Here is a 24113-nt window from a genome sequence, read left to right as displayed (position 1 = left end):
ACCAACCAATGAAGGACAACACCGTGAGCCAGAGTTCCGAGCAGCCCCAGCCAGCCGCCGCCCCGCACGGCGCGCACGCCCGCCGCGGCCCGTTCCGCGTGGGCGACCGCGTGCAGCTGACCGATGAAAAGCGCCGCATCAACACCATCACCCTGCAGCCCGGCGGGGAGTTCCACACCCACAAGGGCGTGCTGCCGCACGAGGACATCATCGGGCTGCCCGAGGGCTCGGTCATCGAGAACGTGGACGGCTTCCGCTACCAGGCGCTGCGCCCGCTGGCCAAGGACTTCGTGCTCTCCATGCCGCGCGGGGCCACCGTGGTCTACCCGAAGGACGCCGCGCAGATCGTGCAGTTCGGCGACATCTACCCCGGAGCCCGCGTGGTGGAGGCCGGCGTGGGCTCCGGCGCGCTGTCCATCTCGCTGCTGCGCGCGGTGGGGGATGGCGGCTACCTGCACTCCTTCGAACGCCGCGAGGAATTCGCGGACATCGCCCGCGGCAACGTCTCCACCGTCTTCGGCGGGGAGCACCCGGCCTGGCAGATCTCCATCGGCGACTTCCAGGACCGCGTGGTTCAGCTGGAGGAGCCGGGCAGCATCGACCGCGTGGTGCTTGACATGCTCAGCCCCTGGGAGTGCCTGGATGCGGTGGCCACCGTGCTGGCCCCGGGCGGGGTGTGGACCAACTACGTCTCCTCGGTGACCCAGATGTCGCGTGTGGTGGAGGCCATCCGCGAATCCGGCCAGTTCACCGAGCCCGAGTGCTTCGAGACCCTGCTGCGCGGCTGGCACGTGGACGGCCTGGCCGTGCGCCCGGACCACCGCATGGTCGCGCACACCGCGTTCCTGATCACCACCCGCCGGCTGGCCGACGCCGCGGACGGCATCCCGAAGGCCAAGCGCATCAAGGAGCACTCCTACTCGGCCGAGGACCTGAGCGCCTGGACCCGCGACCACTCCGAGGAGGAGTGGACCGCGCAGGCCCTGGGCGAGCGCGGCCTGTCGGACAAGAAGCTGCGCCGCGCGGCGCGCGATGCGAACCAGGCGGTGCGGGTGCGCGCCGCCCACGCCGAGGACGCCGCGGTGGCCGCCGCGGAGCAGGACTAGCCGGTGAGCGGTCCGTCATCTGAGACGTTGCGTCTCAGATGGTGAATCAACGGCCCCGGGTGCGCTGAACCCGGGGCCGTTGTCCGTACGATGGAGATAGCCGCACGCGGCGCGAACGAGTGTAGGGAGAAGTAACGTGAGCGAAAGCCTTGAGGCGCAGCAACTGGCGCAGCGCCTGCAGATGACCGAACGCCAGGTCAACGTGCTGCGGGACAAGAACCGCGCGCTGGACAAGCAGCTGGCCGGGATCGGCGGCAACAACCAGCGCCTGGTCGCGCTGCTGGAAACCACGCGCGAGCAGATCATCAACCTCAAGGCAGCCCTGGAACGCGACGGCGACGCCCCGTTCAGCTACGGCACCATCACCGCCAAGCACCCGCGCCGCCACCCCGAACCGGGGCTGGGCATCGAATCCACCGCGATCCAGGCCGTGGACGTCATGTACTCCGGGCGCAAGATGCGGGTGACTATCTCCCCGCTGCTCGACTTCGAGAAGCTGCACGTGGGCCAGCAGGTGCTGCTCAACGAGGCGCTGGTGGTCATCGCCGGGCTGGGCTACGAGCAGACCGGCGAGCTGGTCACCATCAAGGAGCTGCTGGAGGACCACCAGGCGGTGGTCATGGCCCGGGCCGACGACCAGCGGGTGATCACCGTGGCCCAGCCGCTGCGCGAGCAGCACCTGCGTGTGGGCGACCAGCTCACCCTCGACCCGCGCACCGGGCTGGCCATGAGCCGCGTGCAGCTGACCGACATGCAGTCCCTGGTGCTGGAGGAAGTCCCGGACATCGCCTACTCGGACATCGGCGGGCTGAACTCGCAGATCGAGGCGATCCAGGATTCGGTCGAGCTTCCCTTCTCCCACCCGGAGCTCTACCGCGAGCACGGGCTGAGCGCCCCCAAGGGCATCCTGCTCTACGGCCCTCCGGGCTGCGGCAAGACCCTGATCGCCAAGGCCGTGGCGCACTCGCTGGCCCAGCGCGCCGCCGAGCGCAACGGCGAAGGCGCCACGCGCAGCTACTTCCTGAACATCAAGGGCCCGGAGCTGCTGGACAAGTACGTGGGCGAAACCGAACGCCACATCCGGCTGATCTTCGCCCGCGCCCGCGAGAAGGCGCTGCACGGCGACCCGGTCGTGGTGTTCTTCGACGAGATGGAATCGCTGTTCCGCACCCGCGGCACCGGCGTCTCCTCGGACGTGGAAACCACCATCGTGCCGCAGCTGCTGGCGGAGATCGACGGCGTGGAGCGGCTGGACAACGTGATCGTGATCGGCGCCTCGAACCGCGAGGACATGATCGACCCGGCCATCCTGCGCCCCGGGCGGCTGGATGTGAAGATCAAGATCCGCCGCCCGGACGCCGAGGGCGCGGCGGAGATCTTCGGCAAGTACCTCACGACCGACCTGCCCATCCACCCCGAGGAGCTGGCCGCCGACGCCGACGCGCAGGCCACCATCGAGCGCATGATCCGCGGCACCGTCGAGGCCATGTATTCCACCGCTCCGATCAACGAGTTCCTGGAGGTCACCTACGTGACCGGCGCCTCGGAGATCCTCTACTTCAAGGACTTCGCCTCCGGCGCCGTCATCCACAACGTGGTGGACCGGGCGAAGAAGCACGCCATCAAGGCGCTGATCACCGGCGGCGAGCGCGGGCTGAAGATGGAGTACCTGCTGCGCGCGGTGCGCGAGGAGTTCGCCGAGCACGAGGACATGCCCAACACCACCAACCCCGACGACTGGGCCCGGATCTCCGGGCGCAAGGGGGAGCGGATCAGCAACATCCGCTCGCTGGTGAACCAGCGGGGCGCCAAGTGAGCGCCCGCCGGCTGGTCGGGCTGGAGACCGAATACGGCATCATCCGCCCCGGCATGCCCAAGGCTAACGCCACGGTGCTTTCCGCGCAGATCGTCGACTCCTACGCCCAGCTGGTGGCCCAGGGGGATGCGCGGGTGCAGGGTGCGCGCTGGGACTACGCCGACGAATCCCCGCTGCAGGATGCCCGCGGCTTCGCCATCAACCGCGCCGACGCCCATCCCAGCCAGCTCACCGATGTGGAGCCGGATCAGCAGGAGGGCATCTGGACCGCGGAGTCCATCGCGCTGTCGGGCAATGACGCGCGCATCGGCTCCACCCTGTACCAGGAGAAGGACACCACCGACGTGGTGATGAACATGGTGCTGGGCAACGGCGCGCGCCTGTACGTGGACCATGCGCACCCGGAGTACTCCAGCCCCGAATCCACCTCGCCGCGCGCCGCGGTGCTCTGGGACCAGGCCGGCGACGAGGTGATGCGCCGCGCCGCGGACTCCGCGCAGCGCTTGGGCGGCGGGCAGCTGCTGCTCTACAAGAACAACACCGACAACAAGTCGGTCTCCTACGGCGCGCACGAAAACTACCTGGTGCCCCGCGCGGTGGAGTTCTCCGCACTGGTTTCCGGGCTCACCCCGTTTTTCGCCACCCGGCAGATTTTCTGCGGCGCCGGGCGCGTGGGCCGGGGCATGCTGGGCGAGCGCGCCGAATTCCAAATCTCGCAGCGCGCGGACTTCTTCGAGGCGGAGGTGGGGCTGGAAACCACCATCAACCGCCCGATCATCAACACCCGCGACGAGCCGCACGCGGTCTGGGACAAGTACCGCCGGCTGCACGTGATCATCGGCGACGCGAACCTGGGGCAGATCTCCACGCTGCTGCGCGTGGGCACCACCAACCTGGTGCTTAGCCTCATCGAGGCGGGCCTCGCGCCCGCGCTGGAGCTTGAGGACCCGGTGGCGGCGCTGCAGCAGATCAGCCACGACCCGAGCCTGGCAACCGCGGTGCGGCTGCGCGGCGGGCGGCGCCTGAGCGCCATTCAGATCCAGCGCGAATACCTGCTGGCGGCCCAGGGGTACTGCGCCTCCCGGGGGATCGAGGACGCCGACACCGCCGAGATCCTGCAGCGCTGGGAGGCCGTCCTGGATCTGCTGGAGCGCGATCCGCTGCTGGCCGCGGACCAGGTCGACTGGATCGCCAAGTACAAGCTGGTCACCACCTTCGCGCAGCGCCACGGTTTGGGCCTGGATGACCCGCGGATCGGGCTGATGGACCTGCAGTGGGCGGACCTGCGCCAGGACAAGGGCCTGTACTACCGGCTCGCCGCGCGCGGGGCCATGCAGAGCCTGTTCAGCCAGGAGCAGATCAACCAGGCGGTCGCCGCCCCGCCGGAGGACACCCGGGCCTACCTGCGCGGCATGACCCTGCAGCGCTACGCCCCCTATGTGGTCGCGGCCAACTGGGACGCGCTGACCTTCGCGGTGCCCGGGGCGCGCCGGGTGAACCGGGTGTTCCTTTCCGAGCCGCTGGGCGGCTCGCGCAAGGACGTGGGCCGGCTGTTCGAGGCGAACCTGGAGATCGACGAGTTCATCAATAAATTGGCGCCGCGCGCCTAGAGCGAGCAGAATAAGAATCACTGCCGGTGCGTAATTCGCGGCAGCGCAGTTTCAAGCAGAAGGAGAGGGCCATGACCCAGGAAAGCTTTTCGTCCCGCCGGCAGAGCGAGACCCAGGAGCACGCCGAGCAGATCCAGGTCAACACCACCGGCCAGTCCGCCGGCGTCGACGACCTGCTCGACGAGATCGACTCGGTCCTGGAATCCAACGCCGAGGAATTCGTCCGCGGCTTCGTGCAGAAGGGCGGCCAGTAGCCTTCCGGGCTGCCGCCACCATCCATAGGCGCCGGACCAGGCGCCGCAGCTGAAGGGAAGTACTTTCGAGTGGATCGCAGAATCTTCGGGCTGGAAACCGAATTCGGGCTCAACTACGTGCCGTCCGACGGACGCCGGCTGACCCCGGAGGACGCCGCCAGGCACCTGTTCCGCCCGATCGTGGCCTGGGGCCGCAGCTCGAACGTCTTCCTGGAGAACGGCTCCCGGCTCTATCTGGACGTGGGATCCCACCCGGAGTACGCCACGGCCGAATGCGACCAGCTGCTGCAGCTGATCGCCCACGACCGCGCCGGCGAGGCGCTGATGCTCGACCTGGTGGACCAGGCCGAGGACCACCTGGCCGAAGAGGGGCATGAGGGCAAGATCTTCATGTTCAAGAACAACGTGGACTCCGCCGGGAACTCCTACGGCTGCCACGAGAACTACCTGATCCCGCGCAAGATCGAATTCAGGCGCCTGGCCGACATGCTCATCCCGTTCCTGGTCACCCGCCAGCTGCTGTGCGGCGCGGGCAACCTGGTGCAGGTGGACGACGAGACCAGGTACGTCTTCTCGCAGCGCGCGGACCACATGTGGGAGGGCGTCTCCTCGGCGACCACCCGTTCGCGCCCGATCATCAACACCCGCGACGAGCCGCACGCGGACGCCGAATACCACCGCCGGCTGCACGTGATCGTGGGCGACTCCACGATGAGCGAAACCACCCAGCTGTTGAAGATCGGCGCCACCGACCTGGTGCTGCGGCTGATCGAATCCGGGGAGATCTACCACGATCTGCGCCTGGAGAACCCGATCCGCTCCATCCGCCAGGTCTCGCACGACTTCACCGGGCAGACCGTGGTGCGCCTGATGGGCGGGGACGAGCCGACGGCGCTGCAGATCCAGTGGGTGCTCTTCGAAGCTGTCAAGGAATTCGTGGAGCGCCACGGCGCCCACCACGACCGCGTCGAGCAGATCCTGGAACTCTGGGAGCGGGTGCTTACCGCCATCGAGTCGCAGGACTTCTCCGCCATCGACAGCGACATCGACTGGGCCATCAAGCGTAAGCTGCTGCTCGGGTACGCGCAGAAGAACTCGCTGGAGCTCTCCTCGCACCGGCTGGCCCAGCTGAACCTGACCTACCACGACATCGACCCCGCCCGCGGGCTGTTCCACCTGCTGGCCAAGCGCGGGCTGGCCACCTCCGTGGTGTCAGACGAGCAGATCCGCGACGCCGTGGTGAATCCGCCGTCCACCACCCGCGCAGCGCTGCGCGCCAAGTTCATCCGCTCGGCCCGCGCCACCGGCCGGCGCTACAGCGCCGACTGGGTGCACATGAAATACGAGGAAGGCGCCGGCGGCATCGTGCTGGCCAAGGACCCGTTCGCGACCAGCAACCCGCAGGTCGACGAGCTGATCCAGATCATGAGCCAGCCTGTCTAGGGAGCTGGTGGAAAGACTTTTCACAGCAAGCCGAACTAGGCTTGCAAGCGAGCGCGTTCCGCTGACACGCAGGTTCGCCACGCAATTTTTGAAATACCGGAAGAACGAAAGTAGATTCGTGCGCAAAGTTTTGGCAGCAGCCGCCACCGCTTCAATCCTCGCCCTGGCAGCCTGCAGCTCCTCGAGCAGCAGCGAACTGGCCGACATCAAGGTCACCCCGGCCAAGGACGCCAGCACCGCTCCAGAGGTCAGCATCGACGCCCCCTTCCTGACCGAGAAGGACGAGGCGGTCAACGTGGTCAAGGGCGAGGGCGCCGAGATCAACCCGGGTGACACCATCCAGGTGAAGTCCGGGCTCTACAAGACCATCGACGGCAAGCTGACCAACGAGAACTTCACTGGCCAGGCCGCCCCGATGGTGCTGGACGACCAGTTCAAGCAGACCATGCCCTCGCTCTACAACGTGCTGATCGACGGCCACGTCGGCGACTGGGTCGCCTACTCGGCGATCGAGAGCGTCGACGCCAATGGCGCGCAGAAGACCCCGGAGCCGGGCAGCCGCGCCGAGCGCATCATCGTGATGACCATCGAGGGCACCACCCCGGCCAGCTCCAAGCTCTCCGAGGAGGAGACCGCGAAGCTGAAGAAGGAAGGCAAGCTGCCGACCGTCAGCTTCAAGGACAAGCAGCCCACCATTAACATCCCGAAGGATGTCGAGGCGCCCAAGGGCCTGGTCGTGGACGTGCTGGAGCAGGGCACCAAGGGCGAAGCAGCCACCGAGACCTCCACGGTCAAGGCCAAGTACCTGGGCGTCACCTACGCCGACGGCAAGAAGTTCGACGGCAACTTCGACGCCGACGCCACCCAGTTCGGCCTGAACCAGGTCATCAAGGGCTGGACCCAGGGCCTGACCGGCCTGAAGGCGGGCTCTAAGGTCATGCTGACCATCCCCGCCGATCTGGCCTACGGTGATTCCTCTACCGGCGGATCGCCCACCGGAACCCTGGTGTTCTACGTAGAATTGACCGAGGTATCCGCCGCGGCCGGCTAACAGCCAGCCGGACAACGAATATAGAAAGGCCGTGAACATGTCGTTCGGAGAACGCAACTACGACCGCACCAAGCCGGAAATCGACTTCCCGGGCACCGATGCACCCACCGAGCTGGTCATTACCGACCTGATCGAGGGCACCGGCGACGAGGTCACCCCCGGCACCACCGTCCAGGCCCACTACGTGGGCGTCGCCTGGTCCACCGGCGAGGAATTCGACTCCTCCTGGGGCCGCGGCTCGACCCTCGACTTCCCGGTCGGCGTCGGCATGGTCATCCAGGGCTGGGACCAGGGCCTGCTGGGCATGAAGGTCGGCGGCCGCCGTCGCCTGGAAATCCCTTCGCACCTGGCCTACGGCGAACGCGGCGCCCCGGGCGCCATCGCCCCGAACGAAGCGCTGATCTTCGTGGTTGACCTGATGGGCACCAAGTAGCCAGACCGCTTGACGCAAAAAGCTGTGGCCCCGACATCTTCGGGGCCACAGCCGTCTTAAAAGTCTGCGGTCAACGCCAAAAATCGCTAGGGTTATCTCGTGAGCACAAAGCAATCTTCAGGACCGAGCAAGGCCGAGCGCCTGACCAGCCTCATCTACGCGTTGGCCACCACTCCGCGGAAATTCACCACCGCGATGATCGGGGAATACCTCACCCCCGAGGGAAGCGACTCCGCCCGCGAAAAATCAGTGGAACGGCTGCGCGAAGAGATCCGCAACGACTTCGGCCTGCGCCTGATCGCCGACGACGTTGACGGCGAGATGCGCTACAGCATCGACACCAGCGACTGGTTCCTTCCCGAGGTCAGCTTCACCCCGGCCGAATCGGCGATGATCTCCCTGGCCGCGAGCCTGTGGAAGGACTCCAAGCTGCAGGCCCTGGGCCTGAAGGCCGCCGCGCGGATCACCGGTTCCAGCGCCCCCGCGCCGGTCGCCCCGTTCGCAGGCTCGCTGCTGCCCCGGCTCTCGCTGGACGAGCCGAACTTCCGCGAATGCGCCCTGGCAGTGTTCAACCGCAAAACCGTCAAGTTCAACTACGTCACCGCCGGCAACGTCGAATCGGTGCGCGAGGTGGACATGTGGGGGATCGGCCAGCGCTTCGGCAACTGGTACTTCACCGGCTTCGACCACACCCGCGACGCCCAGCGCGTCTTCCGTCTCTCGCGCGTGGTGGGCAACTTCAAGACCACCATTCGGCGCGGCGGCACCAGCAGCGCCGGCTACCGGCCGCGTCCGGCGGACTTCAGCATGTCCCAGGTGCTGCTGGACTTCGACCTGCGCAATCCCGGGCACCTGGCCACCGTTGAAATCCGCGACGACGCCGCCACCCCGCTGCGCGTGCGAGCCCTGAACGGCGCCTCCAGCCAGAACCCGCTGCACATCGCCTATGCCGACCCCGAGTCCTTCGCCTCCGAGCTGGCCGCCTACGGCCCCGCGGTGAAGGTGCTCGAGCCCGCGCCGCTGGCCGAGCAGGTCGCCGCTACGCTGCGCGCCGCCCGCGACGCCCAGGTGCAGCTGGCCGGGGACCCGCGCATGCACAATGCCTCCTTCAGGGCGCAGCGCGCCGCCGGGCGCGGAACCACCGCCACCCAGGTGCTGCGCAACATCGACATGATCCAGTACGTGGTCTCCCACGGGGTGGTCGAGATCAAGGAGCTCGCCGATCGCTACCAGATGCCGGTGGACAAGGTCCGCGAGGAACTGGCGATGATCATGATGTGCGGCGTACCGGGAGGCCAGCACGACGAGCTGATCAACGTCAACGACGGGGACCTGGAGGCTGACACCGTCACCATCTCCAACGCCGCGCTGCTGGCCGAGCCGCAGAAGCTCGCCCCGCTGGAAGCCGTCGCCGTGCTCGGCGGGCTGAACGCGCTGGCCAGCATCCCCAAGTTCGAGCACCGCGAGGTGCTGGCCTCGGCGCTGGAGAAGATCAACGCTGCGGTGGCCCGCTTCGACGGCTGGAACGGCTCGCTGGGCTTCGCCCTGTCCCAGGTGCGCGAGCACGACATCCCCGCCCAGCTGGTGGATGCGGTGCTCGGCTCCCAGGTGCTCTCCATCGACTACTACTCCGCCCACTCGCAGGCGCACCAGCGCCGCGAGGTGGAGCCGGTGCGGCTGGTGGAGGACGGCGCGACCCAGTACCTGCGCGCCTGGTGCCGCACCCGCGAAGACCTGCTGACCTTCCGCGTGGACCGCATCCTGGATGCCGAGGCCACCGGAGAGGTCTTCGAGCGCGGGCCGCGCCACCGTGACGACGAGGAACTGGACATGCGCTACCGCGGCTCGGCCGAGGACCTGCAGGCGGTGCTCTACGTGGACGACGAGGAGCTGCCGGCAGTGGAGTCCTTCCAACCTTCGGAATGGTCGAGCTCGAAAATCGGCAACGGCTACCTGGCCAAGGTGCGGATCTCCTACGATCTGGTGCCTGCGCCGTTGGTGGCCCGCCACGGCGGTAAGATTGCAGTGATCTCTCCCGACGCTACGCGCGAACGCGTGCGCGAGTGGTTGGACGAAGCTATCCGGATGTATGAGGATAAATAAATGCTCCCTTGGTGGTTCTGGACCTTGCTGTGGACGGTACTCGTCCTGGCGACCCTGCTCTGCGCGGTGCTGGCCGGCTTCAGGCTGTTCCGCCAGGGCGTGAAGGTGTTCGACACGCTGGGGGAGGCCTCCGAGCAGCTCGGCGCCGAATTCGCCAAGCCCGGCACCGTCGTGGAGTATGCCGCGGTGGGCCGCCGCTACCCGCACGGTACCGCGGCAACCCACGCTGACCCGAAGAAAATCAAAAAGCTTTTGCGCAAGGGCAAGGCAGAACGCATCGAAGCGCGACGGGTGCGCCGCGTGGCGCGTCGCGCCAAGCGAGGCCAGGCACAGAACATGCGGGACTTGGGCCTGTTCTAACGTAGACTTGAACTTGAGAGAAGGGAATCCACATGGGTGGCTTGCAGGGATGGCACTTGGTCATCATTATCGTTTTGGCGCTGCTGCTTTTCGGCGCGCCGAAGCTTCCAGGACTGGCGCGTTCAATGGGCCAGTCGCTGCGCATTTTCAAGTCGGAAGTCCGCCAGATGAAGGACGACGACCCTAAATCGGAGACCATTGACGGAACCGTCAATGACTCGAATCCCAACGAAAAGAACAACTCGTAGACCTTTTCAGTGGGAACTAACGCTAAGAAACCCCCGCGGACGAAGAAGAAGCGGGTCAAAAACGACGAAGGGCGGATGTCTCTCAAAGAGCATCTCGTCGAGGCACGCAACCGGTTGTTCAAGTCGCTGATCGCCCTGGCGCTCGGCACCATCGCCGGCTTCTTCCTCTATGACCAGCTGCTGGCGTTGATCATCGCCCCGGTGAATGCCGCGGGTGGCGCGGTCAACTTCACGGCAGTCATGTCGCCGTTCGACATCATGATCAAGGTCGCGCTGTTCGTCGGCCTGGTGATCTCCTCGCCGGTCTGGATCTACCAGATCTGGGCGTTCATCGTCCCGGGGCTGAAGAAGAAAGAACGCCGCATGTCGATGGCCTTCGCGGCCGTCGCGGTTCCGCTGTTCCTCTTCGGCGTGTCCATGGCGTACTTCATCCTGCCGTTCGCGCTGCACTTCTTCATCGGCCTGACCCCGGTAAACTCCGAGATCCTGGTCACCGTCGACAGCTACCTGCCATTCGTCTTCCGGCTGCTGCTGGCCTTCGGCCTGGCCATGCTGGTGCCGGTGCTCATGGTGGGCCTGAACATGGTCGGCGTGCTGTCTTCCAAGGTGATCCTGAAGAACTGGCGCATCACGGTATTCCTGATAGCCCTGGTCGCCGCGATGGCGGCCCCGGGCGGCGACGCGATCACGATGTTCGCGCTGGCCGGGCCATTGTTCGTCACCTTCGCCGCAGCCACCTTGTTCTGCTACATCAATGACAAGAAGCGCGCCAAGAAGCAAAAGATCCAGGACGCGGAGAACGAACGCCTTGCCTCCGGCGCGGTATCGGACATCGACGCACCAAGCACCATCGAAGAACCGAACTCCCAGCTGTAGCTCCGCTGCGGCGCACACCACCACCTCGTGTTTTCGGAAGCGGGTGACACCGTTTCCAGAAAGTGAACGGCACCTGTGACTTCCCCCGCGGAACGCTACGCGAATTCCAAGGCGCGCCAGGTCGAATTCGGCACCAGCCTGCCGGACTTCCGGGCAACCCTCTCCTTCGACCTGGATCCGTTCCAGGCCGAGGCCTGCCGCAAGGTCGCCGAGGGACACGGCGTCCTGGTGGCAGCTCCGACCGGAGCCGGCAAAACGGTGGTGGGGGAGTTCGCGATCTTCCAGGCCATGGCCGAGAACCGCAAGGCCTTCTACACCACGCCCATCAAGGCGCTGAGCAACCAGAAGTTCACCGAGCTGGTCAAGGTCTACGGCCCGGAGAAGGTGGGCCTGCTCACCGGCGACACCTCCATCAACTCCGAGGCGCAGATCGTGGTGATGACCACCGAGGTGCTGCGCAACATGCTCTACGCGGACTCGCAGACCCTGGACGGGCTGGGCTACGTCATCATGGACGAGGTCCACTACCTGGCGGACAAGTTCCGCGGCGCGGTCTGGGAAGAAGTGATCATCCACCTTCCCTCCAACGTGCAGATCATCTCGCTGTCCGCCACCGTCTCCAATGCCGAGGAATTCGGCGGCTGGCTGGACACCGTGCGCGGGGACACCGACATCATCGTCTCCGAGGTGCGTCCGGTGCCGCTGTTCCAGCACGTCATGGTCGGCCCGAACCTGGTGGACCTGTTCGCCGAGGACGTCGCGTTCGACAAGGTCGCCGAGGGCGACATCAAGGCCAGCGTCAACCCCGAACTGCGCAAGCTCGTGCGCAGCCACAGCCCCGGCGGGCGTGTGCAGCGCGGACGCGGCCGGGGACCGGCCCGCGGGCCGCAGCGCGCGCCCGGGCTCAGCCAGCGCGTCTCGCGCTCCTCGGTCATCGCCAGGCTTGACCGCGCCGGGCTGCTGCCGGCCATCTTCTTCATCTTCTCCCGCAAGGGCTGCGACATGGCGGTGCAGCAGTGCGCCATGGCGGATCTGCGCCTGACCACCAACGAGGAAGCCGCCGAAATCGCGCAGGCGCTTGACGAGGTGGCCTACCGGATCCCCAACGAGGACCTGGACGTGCTCGAATTCTGGAGCTGGCGCGACGGGCTGGTGCGCGGCTTCGCCTCCCACCACGCCGGCCTGCTGCCGATCTTCAAGGAAATTGTCGAGGACCTGTTCGCCCGCAACCTGGTCAAGGTAGTGTTCGCCACCGAAACCCTGGCCCTGGGCGTGAACATGCCGGCCCGCTCGGTGGTGCTGGAAAAGCTGGTCAAGTTCAACGGCGAATCCCACGTGCAGATTTCCTCGGGGGAGTACACCCAGCTCACCGGGCGCGCCGGACGGCGCGGCATCGACGTGGAAGGCCACTCCATCGTGCTGTGGAACCCCGACATGGAACCCGAGGCGCTGGCCGGACTAGCCTCGCGGCGCACCTACCCGCTGAACTCCTCGTTCCGCCCGACCTACAACATGTCCACAAACCTGTTGGCGCAGTTCGGCCGCGAGCAAACCCGCCAGATCCTGGAAAGCTCCTTCGCCCAGTACCAGGCGGACCGCTCGGTGGTGGGCATGGCCCGGCAGGTGCGCTCCAAGGAAGAGTCCCTGGCCGGCTATGCCAAGTCCATGGAATGCCACTTGGGCGACTTCACCGAATACCTGAAGCTGCAGCGCGAGCTGGCGGCGCTGGAGAAGACCGCCGTGAAGTCGCGGCGGCACGAGAGGCGCTCGGCCGCCGAGCGCTCCTTGCAGGCCGTGATCCGCGGCGACGTGGTGGACCTGCCCGGCGGGCGCCGCTTCGGCCGCGCGGTGATCGTCGCGCTGGATGAGGCCATGTACAACCCGAGACACACCGTGCTGACCGAGGAAGGCCAGCTGCGCCGGCTCTCCTCCGAAGACCTGAACGGGCCGCTGCAGATCGTCTCGCGCATCCGCATCCCCAAGGGATTTACCGGCAAGAGCCCCAAGGAGCGCCGCGACCTGGCCTCCTCGCTGCGCAACGCGATCTACGATCACCGCCCGCCGCGCCAGGACGCGCAGAGCTTCGACTTCGACGGCTCGGATTCCTTCGAGCGCGAGATCGAGAAGCTGCGCCTGGAACTGCGCGACCACCCGTGCCACGCCTGCTCCGAGCGCGAGGACCACATGCGCTGGGCCGACCGCTACTGGAAGCTGAAGAAGGACACCGACAAGGCCCGGCGCAACATCCGCGGCCGCACCAATACGATTGCCACCCAGTTCGACAAGGTCTGCAAGGTCCTGGAACAGTTCGGCTACCTGGTCCCGAGCTCCGGCGGGGAGGACTTCAGCATCACCGACGCCGGCCGGCGCCTGCGCCGCATCTACGGCGAACGCGACCTGCTCACCAGCCAGGTGCTGGAAACCGGCAAGCTGACCGGGCTGAAAGCCGAGGAGCTGTGCGCCGTGGTCGCCTTCCTGGTCTACCAGGGCCGGCGCGACTACGACAGGCCGGACCCGAAGATGCCCACCGAGAAGATCGCCGACATCTTCACCCAGACCATCAACATCTGGGGCCCGCTCTCGGACGCCGAGGAGGCGCTGGGTCTGGAGCCCACCGCCCCGCCGGAGTCCGGGCTGATCTGGCCGATGTACAAGTGGGCTCGCGGCTCCAGCCTGAACAGCGCGCTGCGCGGCACCGACCTGGCCCCGGGCGACTTCGTGCGCTGGGCCAAGCAGGTCATCGACACCCTTGACCAGTTCGCCAAGAACACCGACCTGCCTCCTCAGCTGGTGCGCGGCGCCTACCAGGCAGCGGACAGCATCAAGCGCGGCGTCGTCGCCTATTCGAACGTGCTGGACTAGCGCGCCGCACCCGCAGATTTTTCGCGCCGGGCCCGCCCCGGCGGCTTGCAATGAAAAGGAAGTTAGCTCATGGCAAAAACCCTGTACCGCAATGGTTCGGTGTACTCGGCCGCTGACCCGTTCGCGACCTCGATGGTCGTGGACGGCGACACCGTGGCCTGGATCGGCGGTGAAGAGGCCGCGGACCGCCACGCGGAGACCGTGGACGAGGTCATCGACCTGTACGGCGCGCTGATCACCCCCGCCTTCGTGGAGTCGCACACCCACCTTGCCGCGCTGGGCCGCACCCTGGCCGGAGCCGACCTTGGCACCGCCGACAGCGCCGCCGCGCTGCTGGCGCTGGTTTCCGAACGCGCCCGCGCCTCGGCCTCGCTGGTGCTGGCCCAGGGCTGGGACAACTCCTCGTGGGCCCAGCCGGAGCTGCCGGGCGAGGCGGAGCTGACTGCCGCCGCCGACGGGCGCGGCTATTACCTGGTGCGCCGCGACGTGCACAGCGCCCTGGTCAACCGGAAGCTGCTCGACGAGCTGGACCTGGGCGACATCGCCTCGGGTGTGGTGCGCGGCGCCGAGCACGACGCGGTGCGCGAGGCCCTGGTCGGCACCGCCGCCGACGCCGACTACCAGCGCCTGGCCCTGGAGCACTACGCCTCGCGCGGCTTCGGCACCGTGGTGGAAATGGCGGCCCCGCACCTGGAAGGCCGCGCCGCGCTGGATGAGCTGCTGGCGCTGGACAACGGCGAACTTCCTGCTGTCTACGCGTTCTGGGGCGAACTGGTCTCCGACGCCGAGCGCGCCGACGAGCTGATGCGCAGCTTCCCGGCCGGCCGCGTGCTGGGCCTGGGCGGCGACCTGCGGGTCGACGGCTCGCTGGGCAGCCACACCGCCTACCTGCGCGAAGAATACTCCGATGCGCCGGGCACCCGCGGCACCCTCTACCTGGAGCGCGAGCAGATTGCCGCCCACCTGGTCGCCTGCAGCCAGCGCGGCATCCAGGCCGCATTCCACGTGATCGGCGACGGCGCGCTGGACACCCTGCTGGACGCCTTCGACCTGGCCGCCGAGCAGATCGGCACCGCCAAGCTGCAGATGTGCCGCCACCGCATCGAGCACGCCGAGATGGTGGACGATGCCGCCCGCCAGCGCCTGCTGCAGTACTCGATCATGGTCTCCATGCAGCCTGCCTTCGACGCCGCATGGGCCGGCGAGGGCGGCATGTACCAGGCTCGTCTGGGGCAGCGCGCGCAGGGCATGAACAACCTCTCCGCGATGCTCTCTTCCGGCGTGCCGCTGGTGCTGGGCTCTGACGCCCCGGTCACCGAGGTGGACGGCTGGAAGATCGTGCGCGCCGCGATGAACATGGCGGACGCCGAGTCCCGCATCTCCGCCCGCGCCGCCTTCCTGGCCCAGACCCGCTCCACCTACCGCGCCATGGGGGAGAACAACCCGCTGGCCGGCCAGCTGGTCATCGGCGCCCCGGCGACCTTCGCCGTGTGGAGCGCCTCGGAGCTGGCAGTGCAGACCCCGGACGTGCGCATCAGCTCCTGGAGCACCGACGCCCGCGCTGGCACCCCGATGCTCCCGGTCGTCGATGAGCAGATCCCCGCCTGCCTGCGCACCGTGCGCGCCGGGCGGATCCTGTTCGACCAGCTGGAAGCCGCGGCGGGAGCCTCGCTGTAGCCGCTGCGGCGGGTCTGCGGAAAATTCGCAATATTTTGTCTGACTTGAAGATATTGGACGAAGATTCTGGTCACCAGTCGGTTGACAGCCTGGGTGGGTCACCCATTAGGCTGTACTAAGCGCCTCTTCGTGATGCACCCAGCATTGTGTTCGAAATGACGCAATTTGAATAGCGATCCCCGGTGACCTTAGATAACATTTCCCAAGTTTTCCAACCTGTGAAATAGGGCCGAAGTCACTGGGGATCGTTGCGTTTTCCTGTGTCTGGGGCGATGCCCGCCGTGCCGGGTGAGTATACTTTGAATTTGGATCAGCCCTCATACCGCAGTATTCCGGGCATGCCCCCCGTGCCCCGTGAGGGCTCATTGCAGCCGTTTACCAAGAAAGGTGCCGCCGAGTGCGCGTCATTACGATCATTCCGACCTACAACGAACTGGAATCCCTCCCGCTGACGGTCGGAAGGCTCCGGAGTGCTGTTCCTGACTCGGACGTACTGATCGTCGACGACAACTCGCCCGACGGCACCGGCGAACTGGCCGACAAGATGGCCGCCGAGGACAGCAACATCCACGTACTGCACCGCACCGGCAAGGACGGCCTGGGCGCCGCCTACATCGCAGGCTTCGAGTGGGCTCTGGCCCGCGACTACGACGTGCTGGTTGAGATGGACGCCGACGGCTCGCACATGCCCGAGCAGCTTCCGCGCCTGCTGGAAGCCAGCGCCGCCGGAGCGGACCTGGTCATCGGATCGCGCTGGGTCAAGGGCGGCGAGGTCGTGAACTGGCCGCTGCTGCGCAAGATCATCTCCCGCGGCGGCTCCTTCTACTCGCGCACCATGCTCGGCCTGCCGCTGCGCGACATCACCGCCGGCTACCGTGCCTTCAAGCGCCAGACCCTGGAGGAAATCGACTTCGACGCGGTCGAGTCGCGCGGCTACGGATTCCAGGTGGACATGACCTTCCGCGTGGCCATGATGCGCAAGCGCATCGTCGAGGTCCCGGTGACCTTCGTGGAGCGCGAACTGGGCGCGTCGAAGATGAGCGGCAACATCGTTTTCGAAGCGATGTGGAATGTGACCCGCTGGGGTCTTGGCGCCCGCTGGAAGAAGCTGACTTCCCGCAAGTAGCATCCCCTCCCAAACCACTCGCGGCGGCCGCGAAGCCCAGGCTTCGCGGCCGCCGCATTGTTGCGCCCGGCCATGCCGGGCATTAAAAGACTGCGGGCCGGTTCCCCTTCCGAATCGGAAGGGGAACCGGCCCGCAGTGCCGCTGCTGCCTAGACGGCTTCGCCGCGCGAGGTGCGCAACTGGGTCAGGCGGTCGGCCAGAATCTTCTCAAGTTCTTCTTCGCTGCGGCGTTCCAGCAGCATGTCCCAGTGCGTACGCACAGGCTTCTCGTTGCTGGCTTCCTCGGCCTTGGCCTCGCCATGCACCAGCTTGGCTTCCTTGCCGGTCTTGGTGGTCCAAGTTGCCGGGATCTCTGCCTCGGCGGCAAAGACGATGAAGACGGTTTCACCCTCTTCGGTACGGTATTCGACGCGCTGACGGGCAGCCGGCTCCACACCTGCCTCAGATTCCATGCTCTGTGCACCCAGGCGCATGCCTCGTAGGCTGCGATCGCTCATGTTTTCCCTCCGCGATGTCTAAAAAATTCGCTACACGTACCAACGTTTGGCGCGCTGAAATAATTCCATCCCAAGTGGGGGGAAGGTAAATTTTCGCACCAAAACATCCATTATACGCGTCTGCGGCGAGGTGCAAGCTTCGCACCTCGCCGCAGCGTGGTTATTGATCTGTTCGGATCACCCGGGGAATCAGATTCCCTCGGTGGTACCCGGAGTCGTCGGGCTCTTGTCAGCGCCCGTTCCGCCCAGTGCTCCGCCGATGCCCTTGAGCGCTTCGGTCAGCTCGCTCGGGATCACCCACAGGGTGTTCGAGGTGCCTTCGGCCAGCTTCGGCAGGGTCTGCAGGTACTGGTAGGCCAGCAGTTCCTGGTCCGGGCGGCCGGCGTGGATTGCGTCGAACACCTTCTGGATGGCCTGGGCCTCGCCGTCGGCGCGCAGGATCGAGGCCTGCGCGTCGCCCTCGGCCTTGAGGATGGCCGCCTGGCGCTCACCCTCGGCCGTCAGGATGTCGGACTGCTTGGTGCCTTCTGCCGTCAGGATCGCGGCGCGGCGGTCACGCTCGGCGCGCATCTGCTTCTCCATGGAGTCCTGGATCGACAGGGGCGGATCGATTGCCTTCAGCTCGACGCGCGAGACGCGGATGCCCCACTTGCCGGTGGCCTCGTCCAGCACGCCGCGCAGCTGGCCGTTGATCTGGTCGCGGCTGGTCAGGGCCTCTTCCAGGTTCAGGCCGCCGACGACGTTACGCAGCGTCGTGGTGGTCAGCTGCTCAACTGCCTGGATGTAGTTGGCGATTTCGTAGGTGGCCGCACGCGGCTCGGTGATCTGGAAGTACACCACGGTGTCGATGGAGACGACGAGGTTGTCTTCGGTGATCACCGGCTGGGGCGGGAAGGACACAACCTGCTCGCGCAGATCCAGCAGCGGGAGCAGCCGGTCCACGAAGGGAATCAGGAGGGTCAGACCCGGATTGAGGGTGCGGTTGTACTTGCCGAGGCGTTCCACAATGCCCGCTCGTGCCTGGGGCACGATACGCACACTGCGTAGTAGCACGACGATCACGAAGATCGCCAGAACGACAAGGACGATGGTCAAGCCAAAGCCATTACCGGACATGGTTTGTACTCTCTTTCCTTGTGCTTGAGTGATAAATCATGGGACGGAAAGCCGCTATGGCGGGTCAGCTTTCCGGGGCCTGGGGCGCGGGTTCCAGATAAGCGGTGGCACCCTGGACGCGGCGGACCACCGCGTAGGTGCCGGGCATCATGGTGGGCGAGTTCGCCTCTGAGCGGGCCGTCCAGATTTCTCCGTGGATCTTTGCCGAGCCGGACAGGCGCGAGGTCGGCTCCAGGATCAAGGCGTCCTCGCCGATCAGGCGTTCGATATTGGTCCGGAAACCGTCCGGGGACTTTTTCAGGTGTCGCACGGCAATGGGTCGGACCAGCAGGATCATCAGCAGGGAGATACCGCAGAAGACGACGACCTGAAGCCACATGGGGCCGCCCAAGAGCGCGACCGCGACACCGCCAAGGGCCCCGACGCCGAGCATGATGAAGTACAAGTCGAGCGAAAGCATCTCGATGATCGCCAGCAGCAGGAACACCGCGAGCCAGATGACCCATGCGTTGCTGACGATCCATTCCGCCGTTGTCATGGCTTCCACCTTTGCTCAAATAGATCAAGGGCCAGTTGCGAGTGGCCTTTTCTCCATTCTGCCGTAATCAGCAGGGGAAAGGTGTAGTCATTTTGGGGTATTTTCTAGCCCTGCGGGACGAATAAATGTACGTCGAAGGATGCTGTGACGGTGCGACTTCCGAGGGACGCGGCCTTGGCGCGCAGCACCTCGGGGGACAGGTGGTGCCCGGCCGGTCCCATGAAGGCCAGGTTGAACAGGTCCTCGGGATCAAGTTCCATGGCGTAGCTCAGGTTTCGGGATCCCAGATGGGCCAGCTGCTCCGTGCCGAACTTCTCGACCAGTGCCTCCTGCTTGCCGCCGGCAATCGACAGCATGTCCAGCGGCTCACGGACTTCTTCCAGATGGTCAGCGGCTCCGGTGACGACAAGGCACAGCCCTTGCGGGCGCAGGACGCGGCGGAACTGCGCCGGGTTGTGCGGCGCGAAGCAGTTGAGCACGACGTCGCGGGACTCATCCCGGCTGGGGATCTCGCGCCAGACATCCCAGACGACGGCCAGCGTGTCCGGCAGCTTGGCGGCCCGGCGCATGGCGAAGCGGGAGATGTCCATGGCCAGCGCGTCCTTGCGAGTGGCCGGATGGCGGTCCAGGATTTCTCCCAGGTAGTAGCCGGTGCCGGCGCCGGCGTCGATGATATCCAGCTGGTCGGCTGGATGGTGCGCTGCGACCAGGGCTGCGAGTTCGGCGGCCAGCGGCGCGTAGTGCCCCCGGTTCTGGAAGGCCTCGCGAGCCAGCACCATCGGCGAGGTGTCTTCGAGGAAGTTCGTGCCCTTGCCGGTCAGGAAGTTGAAGTAGCCCTGCTTGGCCGCGTCATAGCGGTGGCCGGCGGGGCAGGCCAGTGTGCGGCGGGGTGCGATGGACAGCTCCAGCGCGCCGCGGCAAAGGGGGCAGAGCAGCGTGGTGGCGTCCTGCATCAGAATCCCAGGGTTTCTCTGGCGGAGGCCACCGAGAGCCCTTGGTGGCGCCACAGTTCGGTTTCATTGATGAGCGAACGGGTGGCCGCCTTGTCGATGTAGACGGTCCCGTACAGGTGGTCGGTTTCGTGCTGCACGATCCGCGCCTGCCAGCCGGAGAAGTCGCGGACTACCTGTTTCCCGTCGCGGTCCTCGTAGATGGCCCGGATGTCGGCAGGCCGGGTCACGACTGCCTGGAATCCGTCGAAGGACAGGCAGCCTTCGTAGAACTCGGCCGTGCGTGCGCCGCGCGCCTCGTAGCTCGGATTGAAGATCTCGAAGTATTCCAGAGGCTCTCGCTCGCGTTCGGCGGCCATGTCTTCTGGCAGGTTGTAGAGGTCTTCGAGCACGGCAATCTTCAGGGGGATGCCGATCTGCGGGGCGGCCAGGCCAACGCCGGGGGCGTCGTACATGGTGTGGCGCATGACGGCCAGCAGCTCGTCGAGCAGTTCCTTGGGCAGCTGCCCGGTGTAGCTGACGGCCGGCTGGCGGAGGACGGGGTGTCCCAGCTGGACGATCGGCACCACATTGTCTTCGGCCTGGCTGAGCACCTCGACGACCAGGTTTTCGAGTTCTTCGGGGGAGTAGGTGATGCTCATGGTTACAGGCCCATCCGTTCAAGTTCAATAAGTTTCAGCTGCGCCAGGCGTGAGGCCAGCCGGTCGCGTTCGGTGTCGTGGAGCATCGAGCCCAGGTGTTCGAGCCTGTCAGCGGTGTACAGGTGCAGCTCGATGTCGCGGTCGTAGAAGATGTCCAGGACGTTCGCCAGCCGGCGCTCCTCGTCCATGGGCAGGCCCAGGCTGGCCGGGATTCCCGTGATGTGCCAGCGGGTGAATCGCTGGATCAGCTCGAGGTAGTCCGCTGTGTTGCGTCGGGTGCCGCACAACTGGGCGAAGCTGATCCAGATGGTTTCACCCACCACGCAGGCAGGGCCGATCTCGTCGTAGCCGATCCGGATCAACTCGCGCAGCTCGGAGCCCGGTTCGGCGTTGATTCCCACCGACAGGGTTCCCGCACGGTATCCGTGCTTAAATTCCTGATCATCAGAATCCAGCGTGCGGTAGTCGACGGCTCCATTGAGTTCGAAGACCGCAAAGTTCTCGCGGATCGCTGCGATGGTGGGCTGCACCAGGTGGTGGAAGGCGTCGTCGTCGAGCAGCTTTTCCGGTTCGTAGTTCGAGGTGGCAACCAGGAAGATCGAATGTTCCGCGCAGTATTTGACCAACCGCACCATCAGCATCGCGTCGCCGGGTTCGGTGCAGTGGAACTCGTCGAAGACCAGGATCTGCAGCCCCTTGAGCTCACGCGCCAAGCCTTGGCTGAAGATCGCGCCCAGGCGCTGGCCTGGAACACGGTTTTTGGGGGAGTTCAGGTTCTGGAAGAACTCGTGGAAGTGGAACCTCGCTGTAGTTTGCGGCGGCAACGAGGCAACCAGCGCATTGATGATCAGCGTCTTTCCACGCCCCGGCGGGCCGAAGATATAGGCGCCGTGTAGGTCGCCCGAGAATCCGCTGGCCGCGGTCGAGCTGAGAGTGCCGATCAACCGCAGCTGCTGTGCGTCCGGGGACAGCTGATGGCCTTCGATATTCCATAGAATCCGGGCCTCAAGCTCTCTGGCCGGTGCTGTTTTCGGGGGCATGGAGGGCATATATAAATCTTCCCATCTGGCGCGTGGTTGGCCAATTTACGTGCTCCGTGCCACGCCGATCGAAACCTAGAACACCCAAAGAACGTCAATAGCGCAGAAACGCAGTCGTCAGAGTCGTATTACGTTAATTCGAACAAGAAGATTTATTCAGGGGAGTAGGTGCGGGAGAGCTGAATACAGTGACGATTCCTAAGATCTCTTCCTTGAACCTATCGCTTTATCCGCTTGCGTGACCATAATGGACTCACTTGCGAACGGGAAGCATGTATCGGCTCCGGGAAGGTCTCGGTGCCATTTGGATGATTGGGAGCGCGCGTCATGACCAGTGAATCTGTGGCTGAACCGATGCGCGACCAAATTATCGACAGCGACCTGCTGGATATGTCCGTGCTGGTGCTCAAGACTCTTTCCGACCCGGCGCGGCTGCAGATCCTGTGGGCACTATGTCACGAGGACCGTACGTTGTCCGAATTGGCCCAGCAGGTTGGCGTGACGCCGTCGACCGTCAGCCAGCTGCTGACACGTCTGCGGACGGCTGGAGTCTTGCAAGCCCGCAAGTCCGGGCGTCACATGATCTATTCGATGCGCGACGAGCGTGCACGAGAGTTCATCCGCCAGACTTTGGACTTTGCGCGGTACCGCATGGAGCAGCAGGCCGATGGTGAAGCTTCGTAGCGCGTATTCATTCACGTTGCTGAAACGCGATAAAAACAGGGAATGCAGTGGCTTCTACGGACATTGCCGATAAGCCGATAATCTACATTATGTAAAGTAGTGGAAATCTGACGCTCCCCAACCGACCAGGTACTGCCGGTTTAACCGTGCATGCGAGCATCGATTGGCGACGGCCTCAGGTCAGTGGATTCCTGCGCATAGTGATTGATCGGCAGCGACGATCCAGCGCTGTCGCCAGGCAGCCGTGCCGCTGTGATCCTGGGCCGCACAGTTCACCATCCCGGAACGAGAACTGCGTCCTGCGTTCAGGGATTCACAGATCGCTGGTAGGTCAGGATGGCGACGCCAGCTGGTGAAATCAGCGAGCCTGACAAGATAAAGTCCGTGCGGTGGCCGTCAACGCCGAAAAGTCGTTTGCCGGATCCGAGGACGATCGGGTGCTGAAGCAACGTGTATTCATCGATCAGATCGTTTTTCGCCAGGGCCTGCTCCAGTTGGCCCGAACCGAAGACGACCAACCTACCTTTCGTTGATTCCCGGACCTCGCGGACTCCAGAGGCCAGGTCTCCCCCGAGCCGCCGGCTGTTGGCCCATGCAAGCCGGTCGGTGTTCCGGGTGACGACATACTTGGGCATTCGATTCATTGACGCTATGGAAGGGTCGGCGGCATCCGCCTGAGACCAAGCCTCGGTGAAGATGTCATAGGTCCTTCGGCCCAACAGTATGCCAGCTGCGGAGGTCGTCAGCTTGCGCATGACGGCGTCCACGGTGTCGTCACCTGCGGCTGCGGCCCAGCCTCCAGCAGTGAACCCACCGTCACGGTCTTCCTCTGCCGACAATGGCGCTTGCATGACCCCGTCGATACTGACGAAATTCACGGCTACTATGCGACCCATGCGAAGCTCCTTGTACGGTGAGTTGGATTACAGGCTCCCAGATGACTTGAAGCCCCGCCAGAAGACGCCCAGTAACTCGCGTCCACGTACCGACCGGGGCCAGAAAGCAACCATGAACGTGTGGCAGTTGCGAATTGCCGGATGCGGGTTTCCAGGATGCCGCGACAACCGGTCCATGCGCTCAACCCGCAAACCGGTACCTACCCATCGTCACTCCCCCGTCGAAGACTCAAGTTTCCACGAGTTCGAGGTGTATATACCGGTCGATCAAGGCGAAGAACGGGGTGCCGCCTCCGACAAGCACCGGATGCGTGACCAGGGTGTATTCATCGATCAGGCCCGCGCGCATGGCAGCGGAAGCAAGCGATGCACCGCCGATGCGGATGGAGCCGATGAACTGTTTCTTGAGCCTTCGGATTTCCGCTACTGCATCACCGGTAAACAGCCTCGTATTCCAATCAAGCGGAAGGCTGTCGGAAGCGAACACCATTTTGGGAGTGTCCCGCCAGTTGCGGGCATATTCAACCTGGTCTGGCCGGGCATCGGGGGCCTGGTCCCCCGTGGGCCAATACGAGCTCATGGTTTCCCACAGTTTGCGCCCGTATAGCATGAGGCTCATCGACTGTTCTTCCTCAAGCCACCATCTGAATAGCTCCTCGATGGAAACGCCCCATGAAATATCCCCGTCGGCATCGGCGATGTAGCCGTCCAGACTCACATTCATGCCGTAGATCAGGCGGCCCATGGCTGGTACTCCCCTCTGATTGGTCTGCCCAGTCTAGACCC

The 24113-nt window shown here is 65.3% G+C and carries 23 protein-coding genes; 15 read left to right on the top strand and 8 right to left on the bottom strand.

The genetic code is table 11. From position 1 onward, the window contains the following. Nucleotides 1-23: 23 nt before the first annotated feature. The 14 genes from ATC04_RS09690 to ATC04_RS09625 all read left to right on the top strand — a co-directional run bounded on the left by ATC04_RS09690 (nucleotide 24) and on the right by ATC04_RS09625 (nucleotide 16965). Nucleotides 24-1106 (top strand): tRNA (adenine-N1)-methyltransferase, encoded by a 1083-nt coding sequence (locus tag ATC04_RS09690; RefSeq protein WP_231735950.1) that lies wholly within the window; start codon nucleotides 24-26, stop codon nucleotides 1104-1106. A 181-nt stretch (nucleotides 1107-1287) separates the two neighbouring features. Further along, nucleotides 1288-2922, top strand: a complete 1635-nt coding sequence (gene arc, locus ATC04_RS09685; RefSeq protein WP_082124053.1) for a proteasome ATPase — start codon at nucleotides 1288-1290, stop codon at nucleotides 2920-2922. After that, nucleotides 2919-4532: a depupylase/deamidase Dop gene (gene dop, locus ATC04_RS09680; protein WP_052772363.1), complete on the top strand. Its 1614-nt coding sequence runs from the start codon at nucleotides 2919-2921 to the stop codon at nucleotides 4530-4532. The genes arc and dop overlap by 4 nt, the downstream gene beginning before the upstream one ends. Before the next feature lie 71 nt (nucleotides 4533-4603). Beyond that, nucleotides 4604-4786, top strand: a complete 183-nt coding sequence (locus ATC04_RS09675) for a ubiquitin-like protein Pup (protein WP_047119102.1) — start codon at nucleotides 4604-4606, stop codon at nucleotides 4784-4786. Between the two features lie 69 nt (nucleotides 4787-4855). Next, entirely contained in the window at nucleotides 4856-6229 is a 1374-nt protein-coding gene (pafA, locus tag ATC04_RS09670) for a Pup--protein ligase (RefSeq protein ID WP_047119103.1), read from the top strand. Nucleotides 6230-6347: 118 nt separating this feature from the next. After that, entirely contained in the window at nucleotides 6348-7280 is a 933-nt protein-coding gene (locus ATC04_RS09665; RefSeq protein WP_060617013.1) for an FKBP-type peptidyl-prolyl cis-trans isomerase, read from the top strand. Between the two features lie 37 nt (nucleotides 7281-7317). Next, a complete protein-coding gene (locus tag ATC04_RS09660; RefSeq protein WP_047120730.1) occupies nucleotides 7318-7713 on the top strand; it encodes an FKBP-type peptidyl-prolyl cis-trans isomerase in 396 nt (131 codons plus the stop codon). Between the two features lie 99 nt (nucleotides 7714-7812). Further along, entirely contained in the window at nucleotides 7813-9816 is a 2004-nt protein-coding gene (locus tag ATC04_RS09655) for a WYL domain-containing protein (protein ID WP_047119104.1), read from the top strand. Next, nucleotides 9817-10176 (top strand): hypothetical protein, encoded by a 360-nt coding sequence (locus tag ATC04_RS09650; RefSeq protein WP_047119105.1) that lies wholly within the window; start codon nucleotides 9817-9819, stop codon nucleotides 10174-10176. A 32-nt stretch (nucleotides 10177-10208) separates the two neighbouring features. Beyond that, a complete protein-coding gene (gene tatA / locus ATC04_RS09645; RefSeq protein ID WP_047119106.1) occupies nucleotides 10209-10424 on the top strand; it encodes a Sec-independent protein translocase subunit TatA in 216 nt (71 codons plus the stop codon). A gap of 75 nt (nucleotides 10425-10499) precedes the next feature. Continuing rightward, complete coding sequence (gene tatC, locus ATC04_RS09640) at nucleotides 10500-11300, top strand: twin-arginine translocase subunit TatC (RefSeq protein ID WP_047119107.1); 801 nt, start codon at nucleotides 10500-10502, stop codon at nucleotides 11298-11300. Between the two features lie 75 nt (nucleotides 11301-11375). After that, nucleotides 11376-14162, top strand: coding sequence for a DEAD/DEAH box helicase (locus ATC04_RS09635; protein ID WP_047119108.1), 2787 nt, complete (start codon nucleotides 11376-11378; stop codon nucleotides 14160-14162). A gap of 69 nt (nucleotides 14163-14231) precedes the next feature. After that, on the top strand, nucleotides 14232-15839 hold the full coding sequence (locus ATC04_RS09630) for an amidohydrolase family protein (RefSeq protein WP_047119109.1): 1608 nt from the start codon (nucleotides 14232-14234) through the stop codon (nucleotides 15837-15839). Between the two features lie 397 nt (nucleotides 15840-16236). Next, a complete protein-coding gene (locus ATC04_RS09625) occupies nucleotides 16237-16965 on the top strand; it encodes a polyprenol monophosphomannose synthase (RefSeq protein ID WP_047119110.1) in 729 nt (242 codons plus the stop codon). Nucleotides 16966-17114: 149 nt separating this feature from the next. Here the strand turns inward: ATC04_RS09625 and ATC04_RS09620 are convergent, their stop codons facing one another. The 6 genes from ATC04_RS09620 to zapE all read right to left on the bottom strand — a co-directional run bounded on the left by ATC04_RS09620 (nucleotide 17115) and on the right by zapE (nucleotide 21747). After that, a complete protein-coding gene (locus ATC04_RS09620) occupies nucleotides 17115-17462 on the bottom strand; it encodes an RNA polymerase-binding protein RbpA (RefSeq protein ID WP_047119111.1) in 348 nt (115 codons plus the stop codon). Between the two features lie 189 nt (nucleotides 17463-17651). Then, nucleotides 17652-18578, bottom strand: coding sequence for an SPFH domain-containing protein (locus ATC04_RS09615; RefSeq protein WP_047119112.1), 927 nt, complete (start codon nucleotides 18576-18578; stop codon nucleotides 17652-17654). 64 nt (nucleotides 18579-18642) lie between these two features. Further along, nucleotides 18643-19116, bottom strand: a complete 474-nt coding sequence (locus tag ATC04_RS09610) for an NfeD family protein (RefSeq protein WP_047119113.1) — start codon at nucleotides 19114-19116, stop codon at nucleotides 18643-18645. Nucleotides 19117-19220: 104 nt separating this feature from the next. Further along, nucleotides 19221-20069 carry a putative RNA methyltransferase gene (locus ATC04_RS09605; RefSeq protein WP_047119114.1) on the bottom strand — a complete coding sequence of 283 codons (849 nt, stop codon included), beginning with the start codon at nucleotides 20067-20069 and terminating at the stop codon, nucleotides 19221-19223. Continuing rightward, nucleotides 20069-20707, bottom strand: a complete 639-nt coding sequence (locus ATC04_RS09600; protein WP_047119115.1) for a peptide deformylase — start codon at nucleotides 20705-20707, stop codon at nucleotides 20069-20071. The genes ATC04_RS09605 and ATC04_RS09600 overlap by 1 nt, the downstream gene beginning before the upstream one ends. 2 nt (nucleotides 20708-20709) lie before the next feature. Further along, on the bottom strand, nucleotides 20710-21747 hold the full coding sequence (zapE, locus tag ATC04_RS09595) for an AFG1/ZapE family ATPase (RefSeq protein ID WP_160309082.1): 1038 nt from the start codon (nucleotides 21745-21747) through the stop codon (nucleotides 20710-20712). A gap of 327 nt (nucleotides 21748-22074) precedes the next feature. Here zapE and ATC04_RS09590 point away from each other — a divergent pair, with 327 nt between their 5' ends. After that, a complete protein-coding gene (locus ATC04_RS09590) occupies nucleotides 22075-22431 on the top strand; it encodes a metalloregulator ArsR/SmtB family transcription factor (protein ID WP_060617011.1) in 357 nt (118 codons plus the stop codon). A gap of 305 nt (nucleotides 22432-22736) precedes the next feature. Here the strand turns inward: ATC04_RS09590 and ATC04_RS09585 are convergent, their stop codons facing one another. Together ATC04_RS09585 and ATC04_RS09580 are read right to left on the bottom strand one after the other, a co-directional pair. Next, a complete protein-coding gene (locus ATC04_RS09585) occupies nucleotides 22737-23327 on the bottom strand; it encodes a dihydrofolate reductase family protein (protein ID WP_047119118.1) in 591 nt (196 codons plus the stop codon). Nucleotides 23328-23556: 229 nt separating this feature from the next. Continuing rightward, nucleotides 23557-24072 (bottom strand): dihydrofolate reductase family protein, encoded by a 516-nt coding sequence (locus tag ATC04_RS09580; protein ID WP_047119119.1) that lies wholly within the window; start codon nucleotides 24070-24072, stop codon nucleotides 23557-23559. Between the last annotated feature and the right edge of the window lie 41 nt (nucleotides 24073-24113).

Origin of the sequence: Arthrobacter sp. YC-RL1, assembly GCF_001454985.1 — a bacterium.
GTDB lineage: Bacteria > Actinomycetota > Actinomycetes > Actinomycetales > Micrococcaceae > Glutamicibacter > Glutamicibacter soli.
Note: the sequence above shows the minus strand (reverse complement) of the source record. Positions and strands in the feature narration are given on the sequence as shown.